We start from the raw sequence: 19,997 nt of genomic DNA on the forward strand, positions 1-19,997 counted from the left end.
GCGACGACCGGCAGCACGAGGGCGGGCACCTTGCGGCTGCGCACCCCCGAGCCGTGCGGGCGCACCACCGTGATCTCCTCGTCGGCGCCGGGGAGGGCCGCGCCGTCCGGCGCCCAGAACGCGATCCGGCCCTCGCGCGGCAGCGGGGCGGGCAGGAAGACGGCGGCGGCGCCCAGCGCGACGCCCGGCAGCTCCGGCACGGTAGCGCCACCTCCCCTCTCCGCTCGTCCGGCTCACGAGGAGCCCTCACCTGTACGACCTCGGTACGGCCGCATTACGGCCGCGGTACGACCTCGACCGACCTCTATGACCTTACGGGCCGGGTCTGACAATCCTTGATCCGCGCTTCGGGGAGAATGTCCGGGTCCCCTTCCGACCTCTCAGGAACAGGCGCGAACCTTGGGTGATCTGCTTCTCGTCCGGCACGGTGAGACCGCGTGGGCGCTGACCGGCCAGCACACGGGACTCACCGACATCCCGCTGACGGACAACGGCCGGGAGGAGGCGCGCCGGGTGGCGCCGCTCGTCGGCAGCTATCACGTGGGGGCCGTGTTCGTGAGCCCGCTCCAACGGGCCCGTGAGACCGCCGAGCTGGCCGGTCTCACCCGCTTCACGGTCGATCAGGATCTGCGCGAGTGGGACTACGGCGCCTACGAGGGCGTGACCACCCGGGAGATCCAGCGCACGGATCCCGACTGGTACCTGTTCGACGACGGGGTGCCGCCGGGGCCGCCCGACCATCCGGGCGAGACGCCGGAGCAGGTGGGCGAGCGGGCGGACCGGATGCTGTCGAAGGTCGACGCGGCGCTCTCCAACAACGAGGGCAGCGTCGTGCTCGTCTCGCACGGCCACTTCCTGCGGGTCCTGACGGCGCGCCGTCTCGGGCTGCCGCCGTCGGGCGGCTCCCACTTCCTGCTGGCGACGGGCACGGTGAGCCGGATCAGCACGGAGCACGGCCGCCCGGTGATCTCCGGCTGGAACCTGCGGCCCTGAGGCCGCGGGCCGGGGGCGGTTGTCAGACCCCTGGTGCAGCATCGTCGGCAGGAGGTGCGCCATGACCAGACCGCCGACCGCCGCGCAGCTGCGCGTCATCGAGGCCGCCGAGCCGGAGACGGGCCGGATCACCGGGAGCCCGGCGCTGCTCGCGCGGCTCGTCGTCCTGAAGCTGGCGTTCCGGCATCCGCGGCCGCCGCACGACCACTTCCTGACGCCGGAGGGCCACCGGGTCCGTGAGGCGGGGGCCGCGACGGACACGGCCCCGGCCCGGCCGCAGCAACAGCAGACGGCGGAGGCTTCTCCCGGGGTGTTCGCGGCGCGGCTGGGCGGGGAGCCGGACGTCGTGGCCGGGCCCGCGCGGACCCGTGAGGTGCGCACGGCGTGGCAGGGGCTGCTGGAGATACGCCGGATGACGAACCCGGGCGGGGCCACCGACCGCCCGTGCGCCTGGGAGCGCGGCCGGCTCACCCATTCCGCCGCGCTCGCCCTGGAGGCGGCGGGCCGCGCCCCGGCGGCCGGCTCGGCGCCCGGCTACCGGGTGACGGACACCCCGCAGCCGGAGGCCGTCGCCGTGCGGCATCCGGATCCGGCGGAACTCGCCGCCTGCGCGGCCGCGCTGGAGCAGGCGGGCTGGCAGGTCAGCGAGCACGCCGGGGCGCGGGGCGGCGGGCGCTATCTGCTGGCGTCGCCCAGACGCGCGTAGGCCTCGGACGCGCGAAGGCGTGAGACGCGCGCAGGCGTGAGACGCACCAGGCGTCTCGGGACGGACGAAGGCGTCATCAAACGCGCGCAGATGGTCGGACGCGCACAGGCGGTTCAGGAATGTCCGGCAGGACCGCCCTGTTGGACCCACCAGCGGCACCTGAGCAAGCGCTCAGGTGCACATCGCATCACTGTCGACAGTGTCGAAGGGAACGTCGTGACAGAGCCGTTTTCCGTCCGGATCGGGGTCCGCGGATACGAGACCGACACGCAGGGGCACCTCAACCAGGCGGTGTACCTGCAGTACGCGGAGCACGCGCGCTGGTCGGCGCTCCGGCACGGCGGCATCGAGCAGCAGGACCTGCTCGCCCGCGGCGTGGGGCCCGTCGCCCTGGAGACGACCATCCGCTATCTGCGGGAGCTGCGCGCGGGCGACGAAGTGGAGGTGACCTGCGTCTTCGAGTGGGGCGACGGCAAGACGTTCCGGATCCGCCAGACGGTGACGAAGACCGACGGCACCGTGTCGGCGGAGGTGACCGCCGTGGGCGGTCTGCTGGACCTCACCGAGCGCAAGCTGGTCAAGGACCCGCGGGAGGTCTTCAAGGAGCTGGCGACGGACCCGGCCGTCTTCGGCCTGTAGGCCGGCCGGCGTTCGACCGTCGGGCGGACGGCCGGGAGCCATCGGCTACGCGAACGCCTCCCGGTGCTCGTGCGCCCACTGCGCGAAGGTGCGCGGCGGCCGGCCGAGGACCTTCTCGACGTCGTCCGTGACGACGGCGTTGCCGCCCGCGCGGACGAACGCGAGGCCCTCCAGGACACCGTCCGCGAACGCCTCGGGGATGCCGCTGCCGATCACGAACGCCCGCGAGTCCGCCTCGCCCACCGCCACCGACTCGACGGTGCGGCCGAGCGCCTTGCCCACCAGCGCCGCCATCTCGGGGACCGCCAGCGTCTCGGGCCCGGTCAGCGTGTACGTCCGCCCGTGGTGGCCGTCCGCGAGCAGTGCCTCGACGGCGACGGCCGCGACGTCGGCCGGATCGATCACGCCCTGCGCGCCGCCGCCGTACTGGTCGGGGACCGGGCGGCCGGCCCTGATCTCGTCCGCCCACCACAGGAAGTTCGAGGCGAACATGGACGGGCGCAGCACCGTCCACTCCAACGGGCCGTCGGCGAGGGCCCGTTCGCCGGGGACGTGCCACTCGCTGAAGCGGCCGGAGGCTGACTCGCCCGTGCCGATCGCGGAGAGCTTCACCGCGCGCCGCACCCCCGCCCGTTCGGCGGCGGCGAGCAGCGCGACGTCGTGGGCGCCGGGGGCCGCGGCGCCCGGCGTGTTGACCAGGAAGACGGCGTCGGCGCCGGTGAGGGCCGCCGCGAGGGAGGCCGGGTCGTCGTAGTCGCCGCGCACCACGTCCGTGCCGGGTCCGAACCGGGCGCGGGCCGGGTCGCGCGTCAGTGCCCGGTGCGGGACGCCGCGCTCGGCGAGGAGGCGGACGACGTGGCTGCCGATGGTGCCGGTGGCACCGGTGATGAGGATCATGCGGTCCACGCTGCCGCCGCAACGGTCCCTCGGGATAGGAAAATTCGGCACGCCTCCACCGCCCGCACGCCCCCGCCCGCTGGTTACGGTGGACGGGTGACCACGGTGACCGAACCCTCCCGTACCGACCTCGCGCGGCAGACGGCGATCAGGACCGCCGCGGGGACCTCCCAGGTGCCGTCGCGCCTGGTCGAGCCACCTGCCGCGCTGCGCCCGTGGATCACCGACATCGGGGTGATCGCGCACGCCCCCGACGGCCCGCGCTCGGTCACCCACGTGCCGGACGCGGCAGTGCGGCTCGTGGTGCGGACGCTGCCGGAGGGCGGCAGCGCCGTGCTGGCGGTCGGGCCGCGCACCCGGGCCTCGTACAACACGGGCAAGCGGCTGCCGCTCTGCCTCGACCTGCGGATCCGGCCGGGCGCCGCCCGGCCGCTGCTCGGCGCGCCCGCCGGTGACCTGGTGGGGCAGGTGGTGCCGCTGAAGGAGCTGCCCGGCCGGTCGACGGCGCGGATCGACCGCGCCCTGCGGGAGTGGGGCGACGACGTCCCGGTGGACGTGGCGCTCGCCGAACTGGCGGAGCTGCTGCCGCCTGCCTTCGAGCAGGGCGCCGCCGCCGACCGGGCCAGGGAGGCCCTGGTGCGTTCGGCGGTGACGGCACTGTCGACGCGGCCCGGAAGCCCGCGGCCCGCGCCCGTCCCCGAGGTGGCCCGCGCGCTGGCGGTGAGCGAGCGCCAGTTGCGGAAGCTGTTCGCGGACGGGGTCGGCGTCTCGCCCAAGCACTTCGCGCGGATCGACCGGGCGCGCCAGCTGCTCGCCGGGGCCCGGGACGGCGCCGGGGCTCCGGTGCCGTGGGCGGGCCTCGCGCAGGCCACCGGGTACTACGACCAGTCGCACATGGCCGCCGAGTTCCGGTCCCTGTTCGGGGTGGCGCCGTCGGCCTTCTTCAGCGGCCGGCTCCCGGCGGGCACGCCCTGCCCCTCCCGGGCCGGCCGCTGAGCCGCCCACTACGCTTACCGGCCCATGGAGTTCCACATCCGTTCCTACGGGCATCCCGACGCCGCGCTCCTCAACGACCAGGTGCAGGCGGAGTACCGCAGCCGGTTCGGCTACGACGACTTCACGGCCCTGCACCCGTCGCACTTCGAGCCGCCGTACGGCCTGTTCGTCGTCGGCTACGACGCCGGGGAGCCGGTCGCGTCGGGCGGCTGGCGGGCCCAGGAGTACGACGGTCTGGGGTACGCGGACGGGGACGCCGAGCTGAAGCGGATGTTCGTGGTGGCGCGGGCCCGCCGCCGGGGTCTGGCCCGCCGGGTGCTCGCGGCCCTGGAGGACAGCGCACGGGACGCCGGGCGGGTCCGGATGGTCCTGGAGACGGGCGTCATGCTGCCCGAGGCGGTGACCCTGTACGAGTCGAGCGGCTACCGTCCGACGGCTCCGTTCGGCCCGTTCCGGGCCTACGAGGAGAGCCGCTTCTATGCCAAGTCCCTTCGTCCGGACGCTTCCTGACGGGCCGGTACCCGGCCGGTCCGTCCGCGTGGCGCCGCGCGTGCCGCGCCCCTGACGGGTAAGCAGACACCATGCCCCTGGCTCGCCGTACGTTCCTGACCGCGCTCGCCGGGTCGGCCGCGGTGTCCTGCACCGGCGGGTCCGACGACCGGGAGGACCCCGTGCCGGGCACCTCGACGGCCGCCGCGGAGGCCGCCCGCCGGCTGCTCGGCCGGCCCGCCGCCGGCCAGCTGACGTTCCCGCCGCCGTCCGGCCGGGGCGACGCCTACCGGGTCACCGGCCGGGCGGGCCGGATCCGGGTCGACGGTACGTCGCCGGCCGCCCAACTCGCCGGTCTGCGCCGCTACTTGAAGGACGTCGCGCACGCCAACGTCTCCTGGGCGGGCGAGCAGCTGCGCCTGCCGACGACGCTGCCCGCCCCGCCGCGCCCGCTCACCGGCCGGGCGAACGTCCCGCACCGCTTCGTGCTCAACGACACCAGTGACGGCTACACCGGGGCGTACCACGACTGGTCGTACTGGGAGCGCGAGCTGGACGTGCTCGCCCTGCACGGCTTCAACGAGGTGCTGGTGTACGTCGGCGCCGACGCCCTGTACCACCGCACGCTCCGGCGGTTCGGCTTCACGGACGGCGAGTTGAGGTCGTGGATCCCCTCCCCCGCTCACCAGCCGTGGTGGCTGCTGCAGAACATGGCGGGTCCGGCGGGCGGTCCGGTGTCCGCCGGGCTGCTCGGCGCCCGGGCCCGGCTCGGCCGGCGGATCGCCGACCGGATACGGGAGTTGGGCATGGAGCCCGTGCTGCCGGGCTACTTCGGGACCGTGCCGCCGGGCTTCGCGGACCGCAACTCCGGTGCGCACGTGGTGCGGCAGGGCGACTGGTACGGGTACCGGCGGCCCGACTGGCTCGATCCGCGCGGCGAGCACTTCGCCGCGGTGGCGGCCGCGTTCTACCGGGCGCAGGAGGAGATGTTCGGCCCGGCCCGGCTGTTCAAGATGGATCTGCTGCACGAGGGCGGCCGGCCGGGCGACGTGCCGGTCGGCGACGCGGCGCGCGGCGTCGAGAAGGCGCTGCGCGCGGCGCACGAGGACGCGGTGTGGGTGATCCTCGGCTGGCGGCACAACCCGCCGAAGGCGATCGTGGAGGCCGACGACCGGCGCCGAATGCTGGTCGTCGACGGCATCTCCGACCGGTTCCCCGCCGTCACGGACCGCGAGGCGGACTGGTCCGGCACCCCGTACGCGTTCGGGTCGATCTGGAACTTCGGCGGGCACACGACGCTGGGCGCCAACACCCGTGACTGGGTGGAGCTCTACGACCGGTGGCGCACGAAGCCGGGGAGCGCGCTGCGCGGCACGGCACTGCTGCCGGAGGCCGCGGACAACAACCCGGCCGCGTTCGAGCTGTTCTCCGAACTCGCCTGGCTGGACGGCCCGTTGGACCTGAAGGCGTGGTTCGACGCGTGGGCGGTGGCGCGCTACGGGGGCCGTGACGCACGGGCGGCCGCCGCCTGGGACGTGCTGCGCCGCACCGCGTACGGCACGACGCGCGCGGACGGCTGGGCGGAGGGCGCGGACGGGCTGTTCGGCGCGCGCCCGTCCCTGACGGCGCGCTCGGCCGCCACCTGGTCGCCGAAGCGACTGCGCTACGACGCCACCGAGTTCGAGCAGGCCCTCGGCCATCTGCTGGCGATGCGTCCGGCGCTGCGGGACTCATCGGCGTACCGCAGGGACCTGCTCGACGTGGCGCGCCAGGCGGTGTCGAACCGCAGCCGCGCCCTGCTCCCCCGGATCGGGACGGCGTACGACGGCCGGGACGCGGCGGCCTTCGACCGGCTCACGCGGGAGTGGCTCGCGCTGATGGACCTGCTCGACCGGCTCCTCGCCACCGACTCCCGTCATCTGCTGGGGAGTTGGCGCGCCCAGGCGCGGGCGTGGGGGCACGACGGGGCGGAGCGGGACCGGCTCGCGTACGACCAGTTGTCGCTCGTCACGGTGTGGGGGACGCGCGAGGGGGCCGAGGCCGGGCTGCACGACTACGCGAACCGGGAGTGGGCGGGGCTCGTCGGCGGTCTCTACCGCAAGCGCTGGGCCGCGTACTTCGACACGCTGCGGGCCGCCCTCGATGCGGGTGGCGCGCCGCGGACGATCGACTGGTTCGCCTTCGACGACGCCTGGATCCGTGATCCCGGCCCGCTTCCGGCCCGCGCCACCGGAGACACGTACGAAATCGCTGTTCAGGTGCGCGAACGGCTGCGCGGCGCCTAGCTCCACCGGAGTCCGGCACTCCAACTCCCCTCTCCCCAGCCCTTCTTGACGGGTATACGTCACCCGAAATCTCTGGTAGGAAACCTTCCTAACAGTCGGCGGTCCGACGAATCCCGCCGGCGGACTCCCTCAAGGAGGACCCGTGCCCACCCCCCACATACGCACGTCCCGTCGCACCTTGCTCGCCTTCCTCGGCGCCTCCGTCGTGGCGGCCCCGCTCCTGACCACCCGGTTCGCCGACGCCGCGCCCGTCGCGGCGGGTGCGGGCGGGCTCGACGACCCGGCGAAGAAGGAGATCGCCATGCAGCTGGTGTCGAGCGCGGAGAACTCCTCGCTCGACTGGAAGGCCCAGTACAAGTACATCGAGGACATCGGTGACGGCCGCGGCTACACCGCGGGCATCATCGGCTTCTGCTCCGGCACCGGCGACATGCTCGACCTCGTCGAGCTGTACACCGACCGCGAGCCCGGCAACGCGCTCGCCGGGTACCTGCCGGCGCTGCGCGAGGTCGACGGCACCGACTCGCACGACGGCCTCGACCCGGACTACCCGAAGGACTGGGCCGAGGCGGCCGGGGACGGCGCGTTCCAGCAGGCCCAGAACGACGAGCGCGACCGGGTCTACTTCGGCCCGGCCGTCGCCCAGGGCAGGGCCGACGGCGTCGGCACGCTCGGCCAGTTCACGTACTACGACGCCGTCGTGATGCACGGCGACGGCTCCGACCCGACCAGCTTCCGCAGCATTCGCAAGCGGGCGCTGAACCAGGCGAAGCCGCCCGCGCAGGGCGGCGACGAGGTCACGTGGCTGAACGCCTTCCTCGACGCCCGGGTGTGGGCGATGAAGCAGGAGGAGGCGCACAGCGACACCAGCCGGGTCGACACCGCGCAGCGGGTCTTCCTCGACCAGGGCAACCTGAACCTGGACACGCCGCTCGACTGGAAGGTGTACGGGGACAGTTTCCACATCGGGTAGTCACGCCCGGTGCCGCGCGGGTGGTCAGCCGATCGTGACCACCCGCGCCCAGTCCGGCGGCCCGTCCGGGACGTAGTCCGGGTCCCGCTCGTTCACCCGCCGGCCGACCCGCGGGAACAGGCCGACGACCGTCCGGCAGGGCGGCTGGGCCGACGGCCACGGCGTCTGACCGTCCGTCAGGGCCACGATCACGTCGGGCCGGGCGCGCAGGGCGCGGTCGAACCCGGAGCGCAGATCGGTGCCCCCGCCGCCGATCAGCTCCATGCTCTCGGCCCGGCACAGCGGGACGGCGACACCGGCCGCCGCGTCGCAGGACACCACCGACACCAGATCGCGCCGGCCGCCGACCGCCCGCGCGATCGCGGCCACCTCCAGGAGCGCGCTGCCCAGTTCGGCGTCGCTCACCGACCCCGAGGTGTCGATCACCACGCAGACCCGGGGCGGGGTCCTGCGCAGGCTCGGCAGGACGACGCCGGGGACGCTCGCCGAGCGCCGGGAGGGACGGCGGTAGCTGTGGTTCTCGCCGACGCCGGGCGCTCCCGCCGCCGCGCGGACCGCCGCGCCCAGCAGCTGCCGCCAGGGCTGCGGAGTCTGGAACGCCTCGTCGGCCCAGCGCCGCCAGCCGTCCGGGGCGTCGCCCGGACGGCCCTTGATACCCTCGGCGACCCGGAAGCGGACGGCGTCGCGCTGCTGCCTGGTGAGCCCGTGCGCCCCGTCGGGGCCCAGTTCCCACGGCCTGCGCTGCCCGTGGGCGCCGCTGCCGCAGTCCAGCCAGAGCCGCTGCGCCACGATCCCGGACATCGACGACCTGCGCAGGTACTCCTCCATCAGCAGGCCGGAGTCCAGCCGCAGCAGCGACGGCAGCACCGCGCCCGCGGGCCGTGGCAGGCCGTCGCCGTAGATGTCGTCGTTGATCTCGAAGTCGGCGGCGATGTTGCGGCGCAGCCCCTCCCCCGGCCCGTACTCCTCGTTCTCGCGCGCGTAGCGCTCGCCCCGGGCGTGGTGGTCGCGCAGCAGGTGGGAGACCTCGTGGACCCAGACGCCCGCGAGTTCCTCGACGGACATGCGGGCCACGAAGCCGGGCGAGACGTAGCAGCGCCAGTGCGCGTCGACCGCCATCGTCGGCACCGAGTGGTCCTCCACCACGTGCAGCGCGAAGAGCGCGGCGGCCAGATAGGGGCGGACCCGCACCGCGTGCAGCCGCGCGGTGAGCAACTTGTCCATGTCGAGCGGGAGTCGGGGCGCGGCGTCGACGGCGGGCGGCCGGGGCGGAGCCGCCCGGACCGGGCGCGGTGGGGCGGGCTTGGGTATCGGCCGGGGCAGCGGGCGCCGCGTGGCCGCCGTCATCGGCGCGTCCCGGCGACGGCGACGGGTCCGACGCGTTTCACCGACCGGTCGGCGCCCTGGGCGAGACCGATCACCCCGGTGAGCCGCTCCACCGCGGCGGGCACCTCCCAGTCGTCGCGCCGCAGCCCGGCGAGCGCGCCGGCCGGAGCGACCAGCAGGTCGGGGGCGCCGGTTTCCAGGGCTCGCACCAGGACCGCCCAGCCGGCCTCCCACCGGTCCCGCTCGGGCCGGGCGCCGACGGCCGCGACCACCGCTTCCAGCGCGGCCTGGCGCAGATCACCGCGCTCCGGCAGTTCGGCGGCGGCCGGGTCGGCGAGCAGCGACTCGGGGTCGGGGAGGTCCATCCGGTCCAGGTGGGCGAGGAGTTCGAGCCCGGGGCCGTCCCCGACCGCGCCCCGCACGAGGAGCGCGAGGACCTCCCGGGAGACCCCGGCCGCCGTGCCGAAGGCGAGCAGGGTCAGGGCGGCCTCCCAGCTCCGCGGCGAGGGCCACGCCCCGCCGCGCCGGGTCTCGGTGCTGGGCAGCCGGTGGATCAGTGTCGGGCGGGCGGCCAGGAAGCCGCAGACCGCGCGCCGGGCGAGCGCCACCGCGTCGGCGAGCCGCTCCGGTTCGAGGCGGGGCAGTTCGGCGCGGGGCCAGACCCCGCCGAGGCCGCGCACCACGACGTCCCGGTCGTGCACCCAGTAGAGGTGCACGAAGCGGTTGGCCAGCGGCGGGCTCAGTTCCCAGCCGTCGGCGGCCGACGCGCGCGGGTTGGCGGCGGCCACGATCCGTACGCCGGGCGGCAGTTGGAGGGAGCCGACCCGGCGCTCCAGGACGACGCGGAGCAGCGCGGCCTGGACGGCGGGGGTGGCGGTGGAGAGTTCGTCGAGGAAGAGCAGCCCGCGCCCGGCCGTGACGAGTTCGACGGCCCACTGCGGCGGGGCCATCGGGACTCCCTGGACCGCCGGGTCGTCGCCCACGATCGGCAGGCCGGAGAAGTCCGACGGCTCGTGGACGCTGGCGATCACGGTCGTCAGCGGCAGGTCGAGGGAGGCCGCCAGCTGGGTGAGGGCCGCGGTCTTCCCGATGCCGGGCTCTCCCCAGAGCAGGACGGGCAGATCGGCGGCGACGGCCAGGGTGAGCGCTTCGAGCTGCTCGTCGGGGCGCGGCTCGGTGGTCGTGCTGCGCAGGAGGGTCAACAGGTCGCCGGCCAGGTCGAGTTGGCGCTCGGTGGTGGCGGCCGGGGCCGGGCCGGGGACGGGCGGGACGGCGTCCGGCACGTCGGTGCGGGCGGGCGCGGGCAGGAGGGTGCTGGGGTTCACGGGCATCACCTTGGGAGAGTCGAGGGGTCGGGAAGCTCGGCGTCGGCGAGGCGGCGCCGGACGGCCCGGCCCGGGTTCACGGGGACGCACACAGCCATCAACCGGGCGTGTGTGAGCGGGACTTGGGCCCGGCCTGAGCGAGGAGGCCGGGTTCTGTGGGGGTGCGGTCGGCCGTCAGCCGGCCAGGGCCGCACGCGGCCGGGTGCGCGGGCCCTGCTTGCGGAACAGCTCGGGCGGGGTGCCGCGGCCGGGCCGCGGGCGCTCGCGGGTGTGGGCGGCGGGATGTTCGGCGACGAGCCCGGCACGGAACAGTCCGTGGTCGACGCGGCGGTCCGCGGCCGACTCCAGCTCCTCGCGCAGCGGTCCGTCGCGCAGCACCGCGGCCGGCCCGAGCAGCCCCTCGACCACGGCCAGCGCCCCGACGACGTCACCGTGGCCGAGCCGCTCCCGGACCGCGGGCAGCGCCTCCGGACTGCGGTGCGCCGAATCGATGGCCCGCAGACAGGGCAGCGGTGGCCCGCCGAGCGCCACCAGCAGTTCCTCGCGGCGCAGTTGGTCCGGGTCGTGGTCGACCGCGGTCAGCACCCCGTCGCGCAGGGCGATGCGGTGGACCTCGCCCCGGCACTCCACCCGGTGCGGGTCGGCGGCCGCAGCGGGTGCGGCGCCGTCGGCCGGCGGCGCCGCGCCGAGCGGCGCCAGGGCAGCGGCCACCAGCGGGTGCAGCCGGTCGGCCGTGACCAGACCCGCCCTGAGCAGCTCCAGGTCGGGCAGGGTCCTGGCCGCCGCGTCCGGCAGCACCGGGAGCGCCGCGACCACCTGGGGCGCCAGGGCCTCCGCCGGCGGCCGGAGCCTCGGGGCGTGGCTGTCGTCGGGCGCGACGAGCTCGTACCCGGTGCGGCCCCGCGCGCCGTTGCGCACGGTGAAGGCGCCGCGTGGCCCGCACCCTTCGGCCCGCAGCAGGAGCTCCGCCTCGGCGGCCCGGTCGGGCTCGGCGCGCCCGGCCAGTTCGCCGCTGCGCCGGGCGTCCCACAGGTGCCGGTGCAGATCGAGCCGGAAGTGCCGGTCGGGGCGGGGGTGCGGATGCGGGTGCGTCGGGCGGGGTCCGCCGGCGCCTTCCCACAGCGTCAGCGAGATCCGCTGCCCGGCGTCGGCCCAGGCGGGCGGGGTCCGCACGACCAGGTGCGGCGGCGGTCCCGGGGCCGGACTCCGGTACTGCGCGAGGGAGATGGTGAGGCCGGGCCTGAGGTGCCCGTCGGGGGCGATCCTCGGCATGTGCCAGCGCAGCAGGTCCGGCGCGAGGGCGCGCAGGTCCGCCCGCAGGCGCGTGGTGAGGTCGGTGCCGTGGCGGTGGCGCACGGCGCGCAGATCGAGGTCGACGTCGATCCGGGCGGCGGCGCAGGCCCCCGCCCAGTCACCGGCCGCTCGGCGGGCGGTGGCGGTCTCGATCATGGACGGTGGCACGGCGTACTGGCGCACGCGCTGCCACATCAGCAGGTGGGTCGGGATCCCGTTCGCGAAGTGAGGTGCCATCAGCACTCACCCTGAGCGAACGAGTCCCCCAATCCGTACGAGGAAGTGTTCATCATCGGCGTCATCGTAACCACGCCGATGACGATCTGTCGTCCCCGAATTTCTGCCGGTCCCTCGCCGGCTAGTGCGGGGCGGCCTTCTCCAGCGCCTCGACCGAGCCCGACATGATCTCCCGGACATGGGCCGTGATGTGCTCCAACGGCCAGTCCCACCAGGCGAGTTCGAGTAGTCGCCGGACCACGGAGAGGTCGAAGCGGGTGCGGATCACGCGGGCGGGGTTGCCGCCGGCGATCGCGTACGGCGGGATGTCGTCGGTGACGACCGAGCCGGTCGCGATCACCGCGCCGGACCCGATGGTGACGCCCGGCATCACGGTGACCCCGTTGCCGCACCACACGTCGTGGCCGACGGTGGTGTCGCCGCGGGTGGGGAGGTCCGTGAGCAGGTCCATGTGCGCGGCCCAGGAGCCGCCCATGATCGGGAAGGGGAACGTGGAGGCGCCGTCCATGCGGTGGTTGGCGCCGTTCATGATGAAGCGGATCCCGGTGCCGAAGGCGCAGAAGCGGCCGATGCGGAGCCGGTCGGGGCCGTAGTGGTAGAGGACGTTGCGGGTCTCGAACTCGGTGGCCGCGTCCGGGTCGTCGTAGTACGTGAACTCGCCGACCTCGATCAGGCCGGAGGTGATCAGGGGTTTGAGCAGCACCACGCGGGGCTGCTCGGGCATCGGGTGCAGGACGTGCGGGTCGGGGGGTGTGGGCGCCATGCGGACGATCCTGCACCGTCGCGCGTGGCGCCGCACCCCGACTCCCGGCCGGCCGGGATCAGTGCACCCCGGCGGCCGACGCTCCCGTCCGCTGTTCCGCGATGGCTCCGCCCGACTCCATGGGCGAGGTGACGTCGTCGGCCTCCCGGCCGCGGCCGATGTGGTTGAACAGCAGGTTGAGGACGACGGCCGCGACGCAGCCGGTGGAGATCCCGGAGTCCAGGATGATCTTCGAGTTCTCCGGGAAGGCGTGGTAGAACTCCGGCGCCGCGATGGGGATCAGGCCCACGGCGAGCGACACCGCGACGATGAGGACGTTGTTGTCCTTCTCCAGGCCCGCCTTGACGAGGGTCTGGATGCCGCTGGCGGCGACCGAGCCGAAGAGCACGACGCCCGCGCCGCCGAGCACCGGGCGCGGCACGACGGCGATCAGCGAGGCCGCCATCGGGCACAGGCCCATGAGGACGAGGAACCCGCCGCCGGTGGCCACCACGTAGCGGCTGCGGATCTTCGTCATCGCGACGAGGCCGATGTTCTGGGCGAACGCGCTGCACATGAAGCCGTTGAAGAGCGGGCTGATCGCCGAGCCGAGCGTGTCGGCGCGCAGACCGGCCGCGATGGTCTTCTCGTCGGCCGGGCGGTCGACGATCTCGCCGAGGGCGAGCATGTCGGCGGTGGACTCGGTCATCGAGACGACCATGACGACGCAGAGCGAGACGATGGCCGCGCCCGCGAACTGCGGGGCGCCGAAGTGGAACGGGGTCGGGAAGCCGACGATGTCCGCGTCACCGACCGGTGAGAAGTCCGTGACGCCGAACGGGATGGCGATGAGCGTGCCGATGACCAGGCCGAGGAGCACCGCGATCTGCTTGACGAACCCGGTCGTGAAGCGGCGCAGCAGCAGCACGACGACGAGCGTGATGCCGGCCAGGGCGAGGTTCTTCATCGAACCGTAGTCGGCTGCCTGGGTGTTGGGCCCCTGCATCCAGCCGAACGCGACCGGCATCAGCGAGATGCCGATGAGCGTGATGACCGTGCCGGTGACGACGGGCGGGAAGAAGCGGACCATCTTCGAGAAGAACGGTGCCGCGACGAATCCGAGGACACCGGCGACGATCACCGCCCCGAAGATGACCGGCAGCGCGTCGTCCTTGTCCTTCGTGGAGGCGACGACGGCGAGCATCGGGGCGACGCCCGCGAACGTCACGCCGTTCACGAACGGCAGTCGCGCGCCTATCTTCCAGATGCCGAGCGTCTGCAGGAAGGTCGCCAGACCGGCCGTGAACAGACAGGCGCCGGTGAGGAACGTGAGGTCCTTCGGGCTCAGGCCGATCGCGGCGCCGACGATGAGCGGGGGTGCCACCACGCCCGCGTACATCGCCGCGACGTGCTGGAGGCCGGTCGTCGCCATCTTCAGCGGCGGCAGCTTCTCGTCGACCGGATGTTTGGTATGCCCCGCGGACGCGTCGGCGGGGGTGGTGCCTTGCTTGGTGAACCTGGGCTCTGTCGCCACTGCGGCTCCTCCGGTTGTTTTCCAGCCCCGGACGATCGCCGGCGCTTTTCGCTTCTGGGAGGTGGTGCAAGGTGGTGCTGGAGGTGCTCGGTGTTCAGTTGTCGTGCGCCCAGGTAGTACTGACCGCCCCGGGAACGTGAGGCTTTGGGCCACGTTCCGGGGCGGCACTCGACCTGCCCGCTCGGCAGGTCGAGCCTCCGGTCAGGGGCCGTCCCCCCTGACCGGAGATTTCGGGGATCAGTCCTGCGCGGCGATCCGCGCGAGGCGCTGTGCCTCGTCCCGCGTGGAGCGGGCGATGGCGTCCTCGTCGACGTGCAGGAGGCGGCTGTTCTCCACCACCGGCCTGCCGTTCACGAGGGAGAGGGTGACCGGGGCGGCCGCGCCGAAGACGAGCGCGGTGACCGGGTCGGCGATGGACGAGTGGGCCAGGGTGTCCAGCTTCCACAGGACCAGGTCGGCCAGCTTGCCCGCTTCCAGAGATCCGATCTGGGCGGCGCGGCCGAGTACTTGGGCGCCTCCGTACGTCCCCAGGCGCAGCGCCTGGCGGGCGTTGAGGGCGGCCTCGCGGTGGGCGCCGAGGCGGTTGATCAGGAGGGCGTTGCGCAGTTCGGTGTGGAGTTCGCCCGACTCGTTCGACGCGGTGCCGTCGACGCCGAGGCCGACCGGGACGCCGGCGGCGAGCATGTCGGGGACCCGCGCGATGCCCGCCGCGAGGCGGGCGTTCGAGGACGGGCAGTGCGCCACGCCCGTCTTCGTGCGGCCGAAGGCGGCGATGTCGGAGTCGTTCATGTGGACGCTGTGCGCCATCCACACGTCCTCGCCGAGCCAGCCGGTCGACTCGAAGTAGTCGGTCGGGCCCATGCCGAACAGCTCGTGGCAGAACTTCTCCTCCTCGACCGTCTCGCTGCCGTGGGTGTGCAGACGCACCCCGAGGCGGCGCGCCAACTCGGCGCCCTGCTTGAGGAGTTCGGTGGAGACGGAGAAGGGCGAGCAGGGCGCCACGGCGACCTGGGTCATGGCGTCGAAGGAGGCGTCGTGGTGCTTCTTGACGGTCTCCTCGGTCGCGGCGAGGGCGCCTTCGAGGGTCTCGACGGCGAAGTCCGGCGGCAGGCCGCCGTCCTTCTCGCTGCGGTCCATGGAGCCGCGGGCCAGGGTGAAGCGCACGCCCATCTCGGAGGCGGCGCGGATGATCGACCCGGAGAGGTCGCCCGAGCCCTGCGGGAACACGTAGTGGTGGTCCATGGCGGTGGTGACGCCGCCGCGGGCCATCATCGCGAGGGAGCCCTGCGCCGCTGCGTACGTCATCTGCTCGTCGATGCGCGCCCACGTCGGGTACAGCGCCACCAGCCAGTTGAACAGGTTGTGGTCCGTGGCCAGGCCGCGGGTGATCCACTGGTAGAAGTGGTGGTGCGTGTTGACCAGGCCGGGGGTGGCCAGGTGTCCGGTGCCGTCGATGCGGCGCACGACGTTCTCGAGGCCCTCGGGCGCCTTGCCCGCGCCGATGGACTCGATCCTGTTGCCCGCGACGACGATGTGTCCCGAGGCGTACTCGGTGTCGTGCGCGTCGACCGTCGCGATGGCGACGTTCTCGATGACGATGCGGTCTGCCGTAGAAGAAGCCGTGGTGGGTGCCATGGTGCTTCCTTCATTTCGTGAGTGGCGATTGGGCACGGCAGGACCCTAGGAGGATTTGAGTGCCGCGGTGGCGTTGGCGCTGCCGCGGGTGCCGAGATGGTGGAAGAAGAGGTTCAGCGAGACGGCGACGAGTGCGCCGGCGCTGATGCCGGAGCCGAGCACGGTCTGCGCCCAGGCCGGGAAGTCGGCGTAGAAGGTGGGTGCGGCGAGCGGGATGATGCCCGCGCCGAGCGAGACGGCGACCAGGATGATGTTGGAGCTGTCGTCGAGGCCGGCCTCGGAGAGGGTGCGGATGCCGCTGACGGCGATGGAGCCGAAGAGCACGATGCCCGCGCCGCCGAGCACCGGCATGGGGACCAGGGAGACGACCGCGCCGAGCACCGGGAAGGCGCCGAGGATCAGCAGGGCGCCGCCCGCGACGGCGACGACGTACCGGCTGCGCACCTTGGTGAGCGAGACGACGCCCACGTTCTGCGCGAAGGCGGAGGTCGGGAAGCCGCCGAAGACCGGGCCGATGAAGGTGGCGATGCCGTCGGTGCGCAGACCGCGGGTGATGGTCGTGCCGTTGCAGTCGCGCTCGCAGATCTCGCCGATGGCGAGCATTCCGGCGCTGGACTCGGTCATCAGGACGAGCATGACGAGGCAGAGCGAGATGATGGCGGCGGGCTGGAACTCGGGGGCGCCGAAGGCGAACGGCGTCGGGAGCGCCGCCACGGGCGCGGATCCGAGGGCGGAGAAGTCCGCCATGCCGAACGGGATCGCGGCGAGCGTTCCGATCAACAGGCCGAACAGCAGGGCGACTTGCTTGACGAATCCGCGGCCGAAGCGCTGGATCAGCAGGATCACCACGAGGGTGAAGCCGGCCAGGGCGAGGAAGCGCATGTCGCCGTAGTCGGCGGCGGTCTTGTCGCCGCCCTGGGCCCAGCCGACCGGCACGGGCATCAGGGTCACCCCGATGAGGGTGATGACGACGCCGGTGACGAGCGGCGGGAAGAACCTCAGCAGCCGTCCGAAGAACGGGCCGATGGCGAGGCAGAAGACGCCCGCGACCATGACCGCCCCGTAGATGGCGGGGAGTTGGTCGCCCTGGGCGTTGGTCTCGGCGATGGCCAGCATCGGTGCGATGCCGGCCGACGACGCGGCGTTGACGAAGGGCAGCCGGTTCCCGACGAAGCCCTTGACGCCGAGCGTCTGCAGGAGCGTGGCCACGCCCGCGATGAGCAGGGAGGCGGCGATCAGCCGGGTCTGGCCCGCGGTGTCGAGCCGGACGGCCTGGCCGATGATGAGCGGAGGGGTGACGACGCCGGCGTACATGGCGGCGATGTGCTGGAGTGCGGCGGGGACGAGCCGCGAGACGTGGAGCTTCTCGTCCACCGGGTGCACCTGCGTCGAGGCGCTGTCCGGCGGGTCAAAAGAGTCAGAACACGGGCCCTCGGCTTCAGCCGGCCCCTTTGCTGGCACTGCCATTGCGATGTTCCCTCCGGTGCGGCGCACCCCCGCCGACTGCGGGTGGACGGGGGTGCGCTACCGCGTCCGTGAACGCCTGGTCCGGCGTCAGAGGTTGGTCATGTCGACCGGGATGCGCTGCTCCGCGCCGTCCCGCAGAATCGTGGCCTCGATCAGGCCGTAGGGGCGGTCGGCGGCCCAGTACACGGCGCCGTCCTTCGCCTCGTTCTCCAGGCCGAACGCCGAGAGGTCCTGGCGGAAGTGGTGCTTGTTCGGCGCCGAGAAGCGGATCTCGTCGATCTCGGTGCGGTTGTTGATGACCCGCGAGCCCATCTGGAACAGGGTCTGCTGCAGCGACAGCGAGTACGTCTCGACGAAGGCCTGGAGGATGTGCTTCCTGGCCTGCTCGTAGGACTTGTTCCAGTTCGGGGTGCGCTGGTCGTCCGCACCCGTCCAGTTGTGCCGCCACCACGTCGACAGGGACGTGGCGAGGATGCGGTCGTAGTCCTCCTGGAGCGTCGTGTACTTGTCCTTGATGAAGCCCCAGAACTCGGAGTTCGTGGTGTTCATCACGGTCAGGTCCTTGAGCCCGGACAGGACTTCGAACTTCTCGCCGTCGTACGTCACCTGCACCAGGCGCGTCTCCTGGCCCTTGCGGACGAAGGAGTGCTTGACCTCGTCGGCACCGATGAAGTTGGAGCCCGCGTCGGAGCCGGCGATGCGCTCCCAGGCGTACTCCTCGATGCGGATGCGCGCGCGGTGGATGGACGGCTGGCTGTCGACGAAGTGCCGCGCCAGCGCGATGCCGTACTGCTCGGCCGACTCGATGCCGTGTTCCTTGGCGAAGGCGAAGCAGGTGTTCTTGGTGGTGTCGGTCGGCAGGCAGTTGGCGTTCGACCCGGTGAGGTGCACGTCGTCGAGGTCACCGCTGAGGGCGACCGAGACGTTCAGGTCCTTGATGTGGTGGGTGTCGCCGTCCCGCGTGATCTTGACAACGCGGTTCTCCGCCTTGCCGTACTGGTTCGATCCCAGAATCGTGGGCATGGTGTCTGCTAGCTCCCTCGGTAAACGGAGTAGCCGAACGGGTTGAGCAGCAGCGGCACGTGGTAGTGCTCGCCCGGCTTGACGGCGAACGTGATCGCCACCTCCGGGAAGAACGTGTCGCTGTCCCGATTCGCGGGGGCGTCCTGCTGCGCATCGGCTTGTTTCTTGTCGAAATACGCTTCCGTCTCGAAGTCGAGACGGACGTGGGTGGTTCCCTCCGGCAGTGCCGGCAGGTCCTTGCAGCGGCCGTCCGCATCGGTGGCCGAGCCGCCGAGCGCCACCCAGGCGGCGCCCGAACCGGCGCGCGCCGCAAGGGAGATGGCGACGCCCTCGGCGGGGCGTCCGATGCTGGTGTCCAGGATGTGCGTGGACACCGAAGCGGTGGTCTCGGTGCTCATCAGGCGTTGTCTCCTTCTTCCACGAGGCGCGCGAGGCGGATGCGGTTGATCTTGCCGAGCTCGGTGCGGACGATCTCCCGCTCCTGCTCGGCCGAGTTGCCGATCCGCGCCTTGAGCGCGTCGAGCATCTGCTCCGCGGTGGCTCCGGTGGCGCAGATGAGGAAGACGTGTCCGAACCGGTCCTGGTAGGCCAGGTTCCGTTCGAGCATCTCCGCCTTGAGTTCCTCGGAGGCTCCCGACATGCCGCGCTGCTCGCGCGACGAGGTCGGGTCGCCGGGCTTCGGGCGGCCGATCGGCGGGTGCCCCGCCATCGCCTCGGCGAGGTCCTCGGCGGTCAGCTCGGCCATCGCGGCGTCGCTGCTCGTGAAGAGGGACTCGGTGGAAGCGAAGGGGCGCTGGGCGAGGATCTTGCTCCCCCACGCCGATGAAGCACACACCTCGTGGAGCTCGGCCGCGGCCGTGCTCTCGTCCGAGGTGTTGAACCGGGTGAGCCCCCGATACGTAGCTGACGATCCTGAAGTCACGGGGTGCCTCCGTGGCCTGGTGCTGGACGGGCTGCGGATAGCTAACGCCCTCGGAAACACGGCGTCAACACTTTGTTGAAAACTTGGAGTGACAAAAACCGCCGCCCGGTGAACGGACGGCGGTTCGTGTTCGCGGAGGTCGTCCCAGGTCAGGGCGCCTTCTCCCGGTTGAGGTAGTTGTACACGGTGAACCGGGAGACGCCGAGCGCGCCGGCGACCGTCTCCACCCCGTGCCGTACGGAGAAGGCGCCGCGCGCCTCCAGGACGCGCACGACCTCCTGCTTCTCCTTGCGGTCGAGCTCGGCGAGCGGCTTGCCCTCCTTGCGCTCCATCGCGGCCAGGATGTGGTCCAGGGAGTCGGCCAGCTGGGGCAGCCGGACGGCTATCACGTCCGCGCCCTCCCAGCTGAGCACGACGTCGTCCTTGCCCGCCTCCTGCGGCGGCACCATCTCGCCCCCCATGGCGTCCACGAGCGGCTTGACCGCCCTGACGAAGGGGTCGGAGGCATCGTCAAC

General features: G+C 73.0%; 20 protein-coding genes. 7 read left to right on the top strand and 13 right to left on the bottom strand.

Annotation, left to right across the window (positions count from 1 at the left end; translation table 11 throughout):
- The coding region (locus RBJ77_RS20740; RefSeq protein WP_372346409.1) for a hypothetical protein at positions 1 to 200 on the bottom strand (200 nt) is incomplete at its 3' end.
- A gap of 199 nt (positions 201 to 399) precedes the next feature.
- Between RBJ77_RS20740 and RBJ77_RS20745 the strand changes: the two genes are divergently transcribed.
- From RBJ77_RS20745 to RBJ77_RS20755, 3 genes are all read left to right on the top strand, one after another.
- Complete coding sequence (locus RBJ77_RS20745) at positions 400 to 993, top strand: histidine phosphatase family protein (protein WP_372346410.1); 594 nt, start codon at positions 400 to 402, stop codon at positions 991 to 993.
- Positions 994 to 1,054: 61 nt separating this feature from the next.
- Complete coding sequence (locus tag RBJ77_RS20750) at positions 1,055 to 1,699, top strand: hypothetical protein (RefSeq protein WP_372346411.1); 645 nt, start codon at positions 1,055 to 1,057, stop codon at positions 1,697 to 1,699.
- A 216-nt stretch (positions 1,700 to 1,915) separates the two neighbouring features.
- Positions 1,916 to 2,338 carry an acyl-CoA thioesterase gene (locus RBJ77_RS20755; RefSeq protein ID WP_372346412.1) on the top strand — a complete coding sequence of 141 codons (423 nt, stop codon included), beginning with the start codon at positions 1,916 to 1,918 and terminating at the stop codon, positions 2,336 to 2,338.
- A 45-nt stretch (positions 2,339 to 2,383) separates the two neighbouring features.
- Here the strand turns inward: RBJ77_RS20755 and RBJ77_RS20760 are convergent, their stop codons facing one another.
- Entirely contained in the window at positions 2,384 to 3,235 is an 852-nt protein-coding gene (locus RBJ77_RS20760; RefSeq protein ID WP_372346413.1) for an NAD(P)H-binding protein, read from the bottom strand.
- A gap of 96 nt (positions 3,236 to 3,331) precedes the next feature.
- On the opposite strand from RBJ77_RS20760, the gene RBJ77_RS20765 reads away from it, so the two are divergent.
- From RBJ77_RS20765 to RBJ77_RS20780, 4 genes are all read left to right on the top strand, one after another.
- On the top strand, positions 3,332 to 4,231 hold the full coding sequence (locus RBJ77_RS20765; protein WP_372346414.1) for a helix-turn-helix domain-containing protein: 900 nt from the start codon (positions 3,332 to 3,334) through the stop codon (positions 4,229 to 4,231).
- A 24-nt stretch (positions 4,232 to 4,255) separates the two neighbouring features.
- Entirely contained in the window at positions 4,256 to 4,741 is a 486-nt protein-coding gene (locus tag RBJ77_RS20770) for a GNAT family N-acetyltransferase (protein ID WP_372346415.1), read from the top strand.
- A 71-nt stretch (positions 4,742 to 4,812) separates the two neighbouring features.
- On the top strand, positions 4,813 to 7,005 hold the full coding sequence (locus RBJ77_RS20775) for an alpha-N-acetylglucosaminidase (protein ID WP_372346416.1): 2,193 nt from the start codon (positions 4,813 to 4,815) through the stop codon (positions 7,003 to 7,005).
- Positions 7,006 to 7,147: 142 nt separating this feature from the next.
- Complete coding sequence (locus tag RBJ77_RS20780) at positions 7,148 to 7,978, top strand: chitosanase (RefSeq protein ID WP_372346417.1); 831 nt, start codon at positions 7,148 to 7,150, stop codon at positions 7,976 to 7,978.
- A gap of 24 nt (positions 7,979 to 8,002) precedes the next feature.
- On the opposite strand, the gene RBJ77_RS20785 is transcribed toward RBJ77_RS20780, so the two are convergent.
- The 11 genes from RBJ77_RS20785 to RBJ77_RS20835 all read right to left on the bottom strand — a co-directional run bounded on the left by RBJ77_RS20785 (position 8,003) and on the right by RBJ77_RS20835 (position 19,943).
- The gene (locus RBJ77_RS20785) at positions 8,003 to 9,202 is read right to left on the bottom strand and encodes a VWA-like domain-containing protein (protein WP_372346441.1); all 1,200 of its coding nucleotides are present in this window, start codon (positions 9,200 to 9,202) and stop codon (positions 8,003 to 8,005) included.
- A gap of 119 nt (positions 9,203 to 9,321) precedes the next feature.
- Positions 9,322 to 10,635 carry an AAA family ATPase gene (locus tag RBJ77_RS20790; protein WP_372346418.1) on the bottom strand — a complete coding sequence of 438 codons (1,314 nt, stop codon included), beginning with the start codon at positions 10,633 to 10,635 and terminating at the stop codon, positions 9,322 to 9,324.
- A gap of 168 nt (positions 10,636 to 10,803) precedes the next feature.
- Positions 10,804 to 12,159 (bottom strand): hypothetical protein, encoded by a 1,356-nt coding sequence (locus RBJ77_RS20795; RefSeq protein WP_372346419.1) that lies wholly within the window; start codon positions 12,157 to 12,159, stop codon positions 10,804 to 10,806.
- A gap of 121 nt (positions 12,160 to 12,280) precedes the next feature.
- Positions 12,281 to 12,922, bottom strand: a complete 642-nt coding sequence (locus tag RBJ77_RS20800) for a CatB-related O-acetyltransferase (RefSeq protein WP_372346420.1) — start codon at positions 12,920 to 12,922, stop codon at positions 12,281 to 12,283.
- 58 nt (positions 12,923 to 12,980) lie between these two features.
- Complete coding sequence (locus RBJ77_RS20805) at positions 12,981 to 14,333, bottom strand: nucleobase:cation symporter-2 family protein (RefSeq protein ID WP_372346442.1); 1,353 nt, start codon at positions 14,331 to 14,333, stop codon at positions 12,981 to 12,983.
- Positions 14,334 to 14,672: 339 nt separating this feature from the next.
- On the bottom strand, positions 14,673 to 16,070 hold the full coding sequence (locus RBJ77_RS20810) for an 8-oxoguanine deaminase (RefSeq protein ID WP_372346421.1): 1,398 nt from the start codon (positions 16,068 to 16,070) through the stop codon (positions 14,673 to 14,675).
- A gap of 45 nt (positions 16,071 to 16,115) precedes the next feature.
- Positions 16,116 to 17,537 carry a nucleobase:cation symporter-2 family protein gene (locus RBJ77_RS20815; protein WP_372346422.1) on the bottom strand — a complete coding sequence of 474 codons (1,422 nt, stop codon included), beginning with the start codon at positions 17,535 to 17,537 and terminating at the stop codon, positions 16,116 to 16,118.
- 87 nt (positions 17,538 to 17,624) lie between these two features.
- Positions 17,625 to 18,560: a factor-independent urate hydroxylase gene (gene pucL, locus RBJ77_RS20820; RefSeq protein ID WP_372346423.1), complete on the bottom strand. Its 936-nt coding sequence runs from the start codon at positions 18,558 to 18,560 to the stop codon at positions 17,625 to 17,627.
- Between the two features lie 8 nt (positions 18,561 to 18,568).
- Positions 18,569 to 18,958: a hydroxyisourate hydrolase gene (gene uraH / locus RBJ77_RS20825; protein WP_372346424.1), complete on the bottom strand. Its 390-nt coding sequence runs from the start codon at positions 18,956 to 18,958 to the stop codon at positions 18,569 to 18,571.
- The gene (gene uraD, locus RBJ77_RS20830; protein ID WP_372346425.1) at positions 18,958 to 19,482 is read right to left on the bottom strand and encodes a 2-oxo-4-hydroxy-4-carboxy-5-ureidoimidazoline decarboxylase; all 525 of its coding nucleotides are present in this window, start codon (positions 19,480 to 19,482) and stop codon (positions 18,958 to 18,960) included. Before uraD ends, uraH begins: the two co-directional genes overlap by 1 nt.
- Before the next feature lie 149 nt (positions 19,483 to 19,631).
- Complete coding sequence (locus tag RBJ77_RS20835; protein ID WP_372346443.1) at positions 19,632 to 19,943, bottom strand: helix-turn-helix domain-containing protein; 312 nt, start codon at positions 19,941 to 19,943, stop codon at positions 19,632 to 19,634.
- Positions 19,944 to 19,997 lie beyond the last annotated feature (54 nt).

The sequence above is a fragment of the Streptomyces sp. KL116D genome (assembly GCF_030766975.1).
In the GTDB taxonomy this organism is placed as follows: Bacteria; Actinomycetota; Actinomycetes; order Streptomycetales; family Streptomycetaceae; genus Streptomyces; species Streptomyces longispororuber_A.

Bases quoted from the DNA above. Each gene is read 5' to 3' on its own strand.
- RBJ77_RS20760 (WP_372346413.1), bottom strand. From the start codon at position 3,235: ATGATCCTCATCACCGGTGCCACCGGCACCATCGGCAGCCACGTCGTC.
- RBJ77_RS20795 (WP_372346419.1), bottom strand. From the start codon at position 12,159: ATGGCACCTCACTTCGCGAACGGGATCCCGACCCACCTGCTGATGTGG.
- RBJ77_RS20785 (WP_372346441.1), bottom strand. From the start codon at position 9,202: ATGGACAAGTTGCTCACCGCGCGGCTGCACGCGGTGCGGGTCCGCCCC.
- RBJ77_RS20750 (WP_372346411.1), top strand. From the start codon at position 1,055: ATGACCAGACCGCCGACCGCCGCGCAGCTGCGCGTCATCGAGGCCGCC.
- RBJ77_RS20810 (WP_372346421.1), bottom strand. From the start codon at position 16,070: ATGGCACCCACCACGGCTTCTTCTACGGCAGACCGCATCGTCATCGAG.
- RBJ77_RS20790 (WP_372346418.1), bottom strand. From the start codon at position 10,635: ATGCCCGTGAACCCCAGCACCCTCCTGCCCGCGCCCGCCCGCACCGAC.
- RBJ77_RS20815 (WP_372346422.1), bottom strand. From the start codon at position 17,537: ATGGCAGTGCCAGCAAAGGGGCCGGCTGAAGCCGAGGGCCCGTGTTCT.
- uraH (WP_372346424.1), bottom strand. From the start codon at position 18,958: ATGAGCACCGAGACCACCGCTTCGGTGTCCACGCACATCCTGGACACC.
- RBJ77_RS20800 (WP_372346420.1), bottom strand. From the start codon at position 12,922: ATGGCGCCCACACCCCCCGACCCGCACGTCCTGCACCCGATGCCCGAG.
- RBJ77_RS20775 (WP_372346416.1), top strand. From the start codon at position 4,813: ATGCCCCTGGCTCGCCGTACGTTCCTGACCGCGCTCGCCGGGTCGGCC.
- pucL (WP_372346423.1), bottom strand. From the start codon at position 18,560: ATGCCCACGATTCTGGGATCGAACCAGTACGGCAAGGCGGAGAACCGC.
- RBJ77_RS20770 (WP_372346415.1), top strand. From the start codon at position 4,256: ATGGAGTTCCACATCCGTTCCTACGGGCATCCCGACGCCGCGCTCCTC.
- RBJ77_RS20805 (WP_372346442.1), bottom strand. From the start codon at position 14,333: ATGGCGACGACCGGCCTCCAGCACGTCGCGGCGATGTACGCGGGCGTG.
- RBJ77_RS20835 (WP_372346443.1), bottom strand. From the start codon at position 19,943: ATGGGGGGCGAGATGGTGCCGCCGCAGGAGGCGGGCAAGGACGACGTC.